We start from the raw sequence: 7,175 nt of genomic DNA on the forward strand, positions 1-7,175 counted from the left end.
TGATGAATAAAGCGAGTTCAGATAATGCCATACAAGGTCAGACAGAAACAAGGCGAACCGCGCAAATGGGAGAAGGCCGGGTACCGGGTCACGAACGCTCACGCGTATAACCAGAGCCTGAAAAAGCGCGGGATGATCAGCCTGTATGTTCCGCACGGCGACCTGAAGGCGCAGTTCATCAACACGATTACGCGTACCCGTGGCGTCTCCGGTCGCGAGCCGACCTACACGGCTGGTTACATCGAGCTGATCTACACGTTTTACCGGCTGTTCGGCTGGGGCATGCGGCAGACGACGGGTTACATGCAGGACTACTGGGCCACCCGGGGGCAGGACATCGCGGTGCCCAGCTTCGGGCAGCTGTGTGACCGGTTTGCCGCGCTGGAGGCGAGCGTGACACAGCGCTGCGAGCAGCTGGCCCGACGGCTTGCGCGTGGCGAAGCGGTGAGCCTGATCGTTGACAGCACGGGTCTGAGCTTCGCCCGGGCCGGTCAGTGGTACGAAGAGAAATACGGCAAAAAGGCCGATCGCACGCCGTGGCGCAAGATGCATCTATCCATCGATGCGGACATGAACATCCACGCGATCCGGATCACTACCACCGAAGTGTCGGACAGCGAAGGCATGGACGCCATGCTGCCTGCGGACCTACCGGTGGACCGGGTGATAGCCGACGGTGCGTACTACAGCATCGAGCGCGGCGAAGCGCTGTCCGGGGCAGGCATCACGCCGGTCATACCACCGCCGGCTCACGCGATCGTACACGGTGACGGACAGACGCGCTGGCATGACGAGCTCGTCAGATACATCAAGGACAAGGGGATTTATGCGTTCCACAAGAAATACGGCTACGGCCTGCGCTCGCGCGTCGAAGCGCAGATCTCGCGCATCAAGCGATGCATTGGCGCCACCCTGCTGACGCAGAAGATCGCCTCGCAGGAGTGCGAGGGCGTCATCATCGCCAACCTCATCAACCTGTGGAACTCCTTCGGCAGGTCGGTTTGCGTCAAAAATGGATAGGTGCGTCCACAACAAGGGGACTCGTACGTACGCGAGCTGCGCCCCGTCGTAACGATGCCGCGCCCGCGTCAGCACACCGGCTGCGGTGCCCGCGTCCCGGTCAAGCCACCGCTGCGCTTAGGTGCCCGTTCAATGGCCGTTCAAGCGGCGAGAAGAGGGGAGTTCTTAATGTCGGTGATCATCGGAAGCACAGCGGGTCGCGAGCCGATACTAGAGATCGTCCACGGATCAGAAAGCACGCCGCTCGCCCGCAGACACACTTTTGCCCGGACTCGTCAAAGAGCGGCCATAGGGCAGGGCGGCGGGATATATACTCGCGTCCAGCGAGGGCGCCTGAGAACGTGCCCGGGAAGAAACGCATCTAACAAGGGATTGCGCAATGTACATTGAACGCGTGCAGGTGGAAGAGGGATTCTTGGGTGGACTGGACGTGCAGTTTTCCCCTGGGCTGAACGTCGTAATTGGCGCGCGCGGGACCGGCAAGACATCACTGATTGAACTCATCCGGTTTTGCCTAGACGTTCCGGGAAACACTAACGAGGTGACCCGGAGGAGCAAGGAGCATGCCCTATCGATTCTCGGCCCGGGTCAGGTGACAGTGACGCTCGTATCGGGCGGTCAACGCACAGTCGTCAGTCGAACCGCTTCTGATGCGCTTCCTCGATCAACTGGCTCTTTCGCGAAGCCTATCGTTTTCTCTCAGACAGAGATCGAAACGATAGGACTCGAGCCGCAAGGCAGGCTTCGGCTCGTAGACAGTTTCATGACTACGACCTCGTCCGACAACGCAGAAGAGAAGCGAGCGATTGCGGACATCGCTTCACTGACGGCGGAATGCTTGAGGGTCCGTAAAGACATCGAGGAACTTGAGCGCGCGTTGCAGGAAGCCCCCTCTGTCAATAGCGAGCTTGCACAAAATGCTGAACTCGAAGCGAATGTTGCAAAGGCATCCACCGTCTTGCAATCGAAGGCAGACCAGCTTAAGGCCATCTCCGAAATTCTTTCAGCAGGCGTCGTAAAAGGAGCCAACCTCGAACGAGCGAAGAAGGAAATTACAGACTGGTATGGCGCTATTAAGGGGGCGTACGAATTTGCGTTGTCGGACCAAGAGACGCTCGGAACGGAGATTCCGTCGTTGGCCAGCGAAAACGCGACTACACGCGAGATCCTCAGACAGGCTCTGCAGTCCTCGTACAATACGCATGCCAAGATCGATGAACGCCTGAAGGCCGTCAACGCTGAGCGCCTACTCAACGAACAGACGGCACGCGGCCTGCGCCAGGAAGTGGATTCGCATCAAGCCGGAGCCGGCCAGATCATGCGGAAGGGTCAAGAACTGCGGGCAAAAAAGGCGACGCTCGATTCCATAGTTGGTCTTTGTGCTGAGCGCCGAAATCTTTTGGCGGCACTGGTACAGAAACGTAGTGAAGCGCTCGGGCGTCTTGAACAAGTGCGCACCGGGCGACACATGTCGCGGGAAATCATTTCCGACTCGCTCAACGATGCGTTGAGACCAAACATCCGTACCAGCGTACTGAGGAACGGCCAACAATCTAATTTCACGTCTTTGATATCTGACCTGTTGCGCGGGAGCGGGGTCAGATACGGCGACGTTGCACAGGCGCTATCCGCACGACTGAGTCCGCGATCTTTGCTGGAGGCTGTCGACGATTTCGATGTCGACCTAGTGGTGGACGCCGTAGGAATTTCGGTCGAACGGGCCTCGCGTGTTCTTTCTCATCTTCGCACGTTGGACCTGTCCAGCCTCGCTACAATCGACATTGAAGATGAAGTAACGCTGCAACTGCTGGACGGCACTGACTACAAAGATATCGCAACGCTGTCGACTGGACAGCGCTGCACAGTTGTGCTCCCCTTAATTCTCGCTCATCGAGACAAAGTACTCATCGTTGACCAGCCTGAAGACCACATTGACAACGCTTTCATCGCTGGAACGCTTATCAAGTCTCTGCTGATGCGTGACGTGGGAAGTCAGATTCTGTTTTCAACGCACAACCCGAATATTCCCGTCTTAGGGAACGCCGATCGCGTTATTCATCTCGGCTCCGACGGCCGTCAAGGCTTTGTCCTCGCGGCCGGCGCCCTTAACGATGCAAGGATCGTTGAGGCGATCTCGAACGTCATGGAAGGTGGCGCTGCTGCGTTTGAGAAGCGCGCCTCGTTTTACGATTCTTTCTCCGTTGTATGACACGCGAACAGGCGCTTTCCAAGTTGCTGTCGGATTCCTCTCACGACAGATTCCATGCCGCGCGTGCCCTAATGAAGCTTGCACGGCCTGAAGATCTGCAGCCACTCTTGAAAGCCCGGCATGCCGAGCGGGACTCGTACGTATTGAAGCAAATCGAGGTCGCTATTGCATCCTGTTCCAAGCGAGTGACCGTCCTTGAAATGGATGATGACGATCAGGATGAGGATGAGTCCCTGTCTCGCGTCAAGGCCGACGCGATAGAGTGGATCTCAGGGATTCTGCTGCATGAAATTGGATCCAAGCTAGGCTTGATCGCCCTTTCTGCGTCTCGCGAGGTACCAAACTTCGTCGACTCCAAAACCGCGAGACACGTCAGGAACCTTCAATCAATTTTTGATGCGATTGAGCAACTACGCAGCGCTTCCATCAAGCCGAGCATTGAACGTTTCGACTTGGCGGAACTTATCGATGAAGTCGCGTCCGTTGAGAACGAAGGAAACGTCGCAGACATCTCGCTCGTCGGCATGCGACCGCTTCTTGTTACGAGCAGTAGACATCTGCTCCAGCTCGCGTTGTGCAACGGGTTGAGAAACGGTATCGAAGCTGGCGTTATCAAGAGGCAAGGGGGCCGGGAAAGCGCGGCGCACTTGGTTGTTACGTGGGGTAAGACTGATCGCGAGTTTTGGGTCTCGGTCGTCGACGACGGGCCGGGACTGGCCAGATCAGCAGCCACCTCTTTCGGGATTGGAAAATCGACCAAGGCTGGTCATGCGGGGTTCGGGCTTGCGATCGCTATGCGAGCTTTAGAAACCCTTGGCGGGGAGGTCTCGCTCTCGCCGTCGCCCGGAGGTGGTGCCAAATACGAAATCCGCTGGGGGATCACCGAATGAAAGTTTTAATAGTAGAAGACGACCAGGACTTTACCGACGAGCTTCGTGAGACCCTGGAGGGCGAGGGCGCTCAATGTACGTTCGCTGCAAATAAAGAAGCAGCATTGACGAAGATCCGTAATGAGTTTTTCGATCTGATATTGCTCGATCTCAACATACCGACGTCAGACGGACCGCTAGACGGCGATCCGGTACACGGTCATTCCGTGTTTGGAGCAGCTCGTGTCGACGCGCCGGGAACGCCCGTCATAGTGCTTACGGGCTCATCCGCGGAGAAATTTATACCGTCATTGCTGGAGCATTCAGCGAAAGTCGACGTCTGGGGGGGCGCGCAACTTCAGATGGTCGCTTTCCATCCGAAGCACAAACTCGATCAGTTCCCAGCGTTGTTGGCTCAATACCGAGACGAGGTGGGGGCGCTTCGAACGGTCGAGTTGAAACGCAATGGCCTGACGCTGTCAGAATCCGAAGAGCGCCTCATCAGGATTTTCGCAAGAACCGCTGGCGGCACCAAGGTGGCGATATCCGAGATAAGTGGTGGTTTGTCCGGAACTCGAGTATTGCGCCTGAAGGTCACCAATGCCGCTGGTATGGTCGTTCACAATACGGTTTGCAAGATCGGCGAGCCACGCGCGATCCGCGACGAAGATGAAAAATACACGAAGTACGTTTCCCGACTTCCCCCCGAGGCTACGCCGAGAAAGCTCAAGGTTCTCGAACACGGCGGGAAAGCTACTTCCGGGATCTTCTACGGTCTGGCCGAGGGGTTCGAGCAAAATGCCTTCGATATTGTGCAAGCGAGGTCGGTACCGGTCGATATTGTAGATCGTATAGCAAAGTTGGTCTCACGCTGGGCGGGGAATGTAGAAAGCCGACGGTCAATCCGCGACGTTCGGCGCCGGTTTCTTACGGACGAAAAAGCGGAACTGGTGAAACCGCAGGTGGCGTGGTCCGAGGCATTCGAGGATGCCGATATACAGGTGAAATGGAACTGCGCCCACGGTGATCTTCACGGATTAAATGTTTTAGTATCCGAAGAAGGGACGCCCATCCTGATCGACTATGGCGACGCCGGTGATGGTCCATCGAGCATGGACGCAATCACATTGGAGCTCTCTCTGTTCTCCCATCCTAAGGGTCCGCTACGGGCGGCACAGTGGCCCAGTAACGATCAAGCGTTACTCTGGGGAGACTTGGACCGCTATCTCATCGATTGTCCCTACCCAGACTTCGTGCGTGCTTGTAGGAAATGGGCGCTTGATGCTGCAGCGGGGGAACGGGAAGTCGCAGCCGTGGCCTACTCTTACCTCTTGAGGCAACTGAGGTACCAGGATGTAGACACCGATAGAGCGAAAGCATTGCTGGAAGGCATCAAGGCCTACTACGATCAGACATGATTTCAATGGCATCGTGAAAACAGATTTGGGGAACATGGGGCCGAAGATCGCGGTGAACCCCAGAATGCGGATAAATGCAAGCCGATGTAGAGGGTGAGGAATGCCACAACGAACGAATGACTTCCAAAAGTTGGTGAAAGTCATTAATCGTAGACTCGCGCCGACAGACGCGAAAATTACAGAATCCGCGATGCTGTATGACAATGAGGCGGAGACGGATCGTGAAATCGATATTCTTATCGAAAGCAAGTTGCTTAACTGTGACATAAAAATCGGCGTCGAGTGCAATGCTGCACAGAAGCCACTTGACGTTCGAGTGATTGAAGCTTTTCGCGAGAAGCATAGAAAGGTCAATATCAATCAGACTATAGTCGTTTCAAAGAATGGGTTTACCGATAGTGCAAAAAAATATGCTCTCAAAAACAACATTAAACTTTTGACTTTCAATTCCGCAAAAAGCGAAAATTGGTCAAAAAGTTTCGAGAAATTGAGAAACCTATCCGTTTATGGTCGGCAATATTTTGTTCGCCAGATTCAAGCCACCATGGGAACTGAAGCGGCGGAGGCGGGGTTTACTTTCAACAACGAGGTCACAGTTCGCGAGAAAGACACGTGGGTGCCGATCCAGGAGTATGTTGCGAACCTGTTTGTTGCCTCTGAATTGAGTAAGCATAAATCCAAGGAGTTGATGGAGAACGAGGCCTCCGGGCCGGACCCGTGGATCGTCGTTGGATATGACTTGGGGGGAAAATGCGAATTCAAGGACCAAAATGACATAATTGCGCTGCCCCTAACGCTGGAGGTCGTTTTCGGATACAAATCGAAATACCGGAATCTGAACGCGAACCAAGTAACGTATGACGGCACCGACATGATCGTGGGCGGGTTCTTTGATGGCAAGGACGGAGATTTCGCGCATCTCGCTATCAAGGAAACGGGGGGCAGGCTTGAGGGCACCTTGGAGGTCGGAGCCAAATTCGCAAATGTGCTAAATAGCCACCGCACGGGTTCGAGTTAGGAATGTACTTGTATCCGTTTTCCCGAGGTGTGGCCGTCCGGATAGGGGGAGCGACGGCTTGTTTTCAATATCAACGGGGCGCCCGCCGACGACGATCGTGTTTCGCTGGTGGCGCAGAACAAGGAAAGAGGCGGCGAAAAGGCTCGCGAATCGCTTAACGTCTACGAAGTGGTCAAACCGGCGAAGATCGTAGCCCTTAGTCAAAGCTTCCGTGCTTTGGCGATTCGGACGACAGTCGGCGAACAAGAGGCGCCGTTACACTGCGGTGAAGGTTGAGCGGGCATTCTATACCAGCGGCATGAGACCTCAGAGAGGTGTTCAACGCGACCAACTTGCCTGGTCCCGCGGAAGTTGGCCATCCGGGTCGTTGACCTCGATCGAATTGCCATCGCCGAGGCGGTCGGTAAACACCACGACGTTTGTACCGCTCTCGTGCGTCTGGCTGGGAAACACAATGCCGGTAAAGCCCTGCTCCCGAACCATGTCGCTCAGAACCCAAGTCGGGGGCTCGATGTGCAGCTCGAATTTCAGGTGCCGCCAATCCTCGCTCCAGTCGTGCCAAAGGTCGTCCCAAAGAGGGCCGCGGTGGAGTTGCCGCAGGTCGACCAGATTACGCAGCGCGACGGTGTAGGAGCAGACCG

Annotated in this window: 6 protein-coding genes; 5 read left to right on the top strand and 1 reads right to left on the bottom strand. The window is 55.7% G+C overall.

The features are described 5' to 3' along the window. Positions 1-24 precede the first annotated feature (24 nt). The 5 genes from GCT19_RS36785 to GCT19_RS36805 all read left to right on the top strand — a co-directional run bounded on the left by GCT19_RS36785 (position 25) and on the right by GCT19_RS36805 (position 6,534). Positions 25-1,020, top strand: a complete 996-nt coding sequence (locus tag GCT19_RS36785) for an IS5 family transposase (protein WP_152854669.1) — start codon at positions 25-27, stop codon at positions 1,018-1,020. Positions 1,021-1,399: 379 nt separating this feature from the next. Continuing rightward, positions 1,400-3,229 carry an AAA family ATPase gene (locus tag GCT19_RS36790; protein WP_152854670.1) on the top strand — a complete coding sequence of 610 codons (1,830 nt, stop codon included), beginning with the start codon at positions 1,400-1,402 and terminating at the stop codon, positions 3,227-3,229. After that, entirely contained in the window at positions 3,226-4,119 is an 894-nt protein-coding gene (locus GCT19_RS36795; RefSeq protein ID WP_152854671.1) for an ATP-binding protein, read from the top strand. The genes GCT19_RS36790 and GCT19_RS36795 overlap by 4 nt, the downstream gene beginning before the upstream one ends. Further along, positions 4,116-5,516 (top strand): response regulator, encoded by a 1,401-nt coding sequence (locus GCT19_RS36800; RefSeq protein ID WP_152854672.1) that lies wholly within the window; start codon positions 4,116-4,118, stop codon positions 5,514-5,516. The genes GCT19_RS36795 and GCT19_RS36800 overlap by 4 nt, the downstream gene beginning before the upstream one ends. Positions 5,517-5,649: 133 nt before the next feature. After that, positions 5,650-6,534, top strand: a complete 885-nt coding sequence (locus tag GCT19_RS36805; RefSeq protein WP_193727496.1) for a restriction endonuclease — start codon at positions 5,650-5,652, stop codon at positions 6,532-6,534. 318 nt (positions 6,535-6,852) lie between these two features. On the opposite strand, the gene GCT19_RS36810 is transcribed toward GCT19_RS36805, so the two are convergent. After that, a partial coding sequence (locus GCT19_RS36810) for an RES domain-containing protein (protein WP_152854674.1) occupies positions 6,853-7,175 on the bottom strand: 323 nt, incomplete at its 5' end.

The sequence above is a fragment of the Paraburkholderia atlantica genome (genome assembly GCF_009362785.1).
GTDB lineage: Bacteria > Pseudomonadota > Gammaproteobacteria > Burkholderiales > Burkholderiaceae > Paraburkholderia > Paraburkholderia atlantica.

What these genes read in the sequence shown, in the direction of transcription:
- GCT19_RS36790 (WP_152854670.1), top strand. Translation starts at nt 1,400, where the DNA reads ATGTACATTGAACGCGTGCAGGTGGAAGAGGGATTCTTGGGTGGACTG.
- GCT19_RS36800 (WP_152854672.1), top strand. Translation starts at nt 4,116, where the DNA reads ATGAAAGTTTTAATAGTAGAAGACGACCAGGACTTTACCGACGAGCTT.
- GCT19_RS36785 (WP_152854669.1), top strand. Translation starts at nt 25, where the DNA reads ATGCCATACAAGGTCAGACAGAAACAAGGCGAACCGCGCAAATGGGAG.
- GCT19_RS36795 (WP_152854671.1), top strand. Translation starts at nt 3,226, where the DNA reads ATGACACGCGAACAGGCGCTTTCCAAGTTGCTGTCGGATTCCTCTCAC.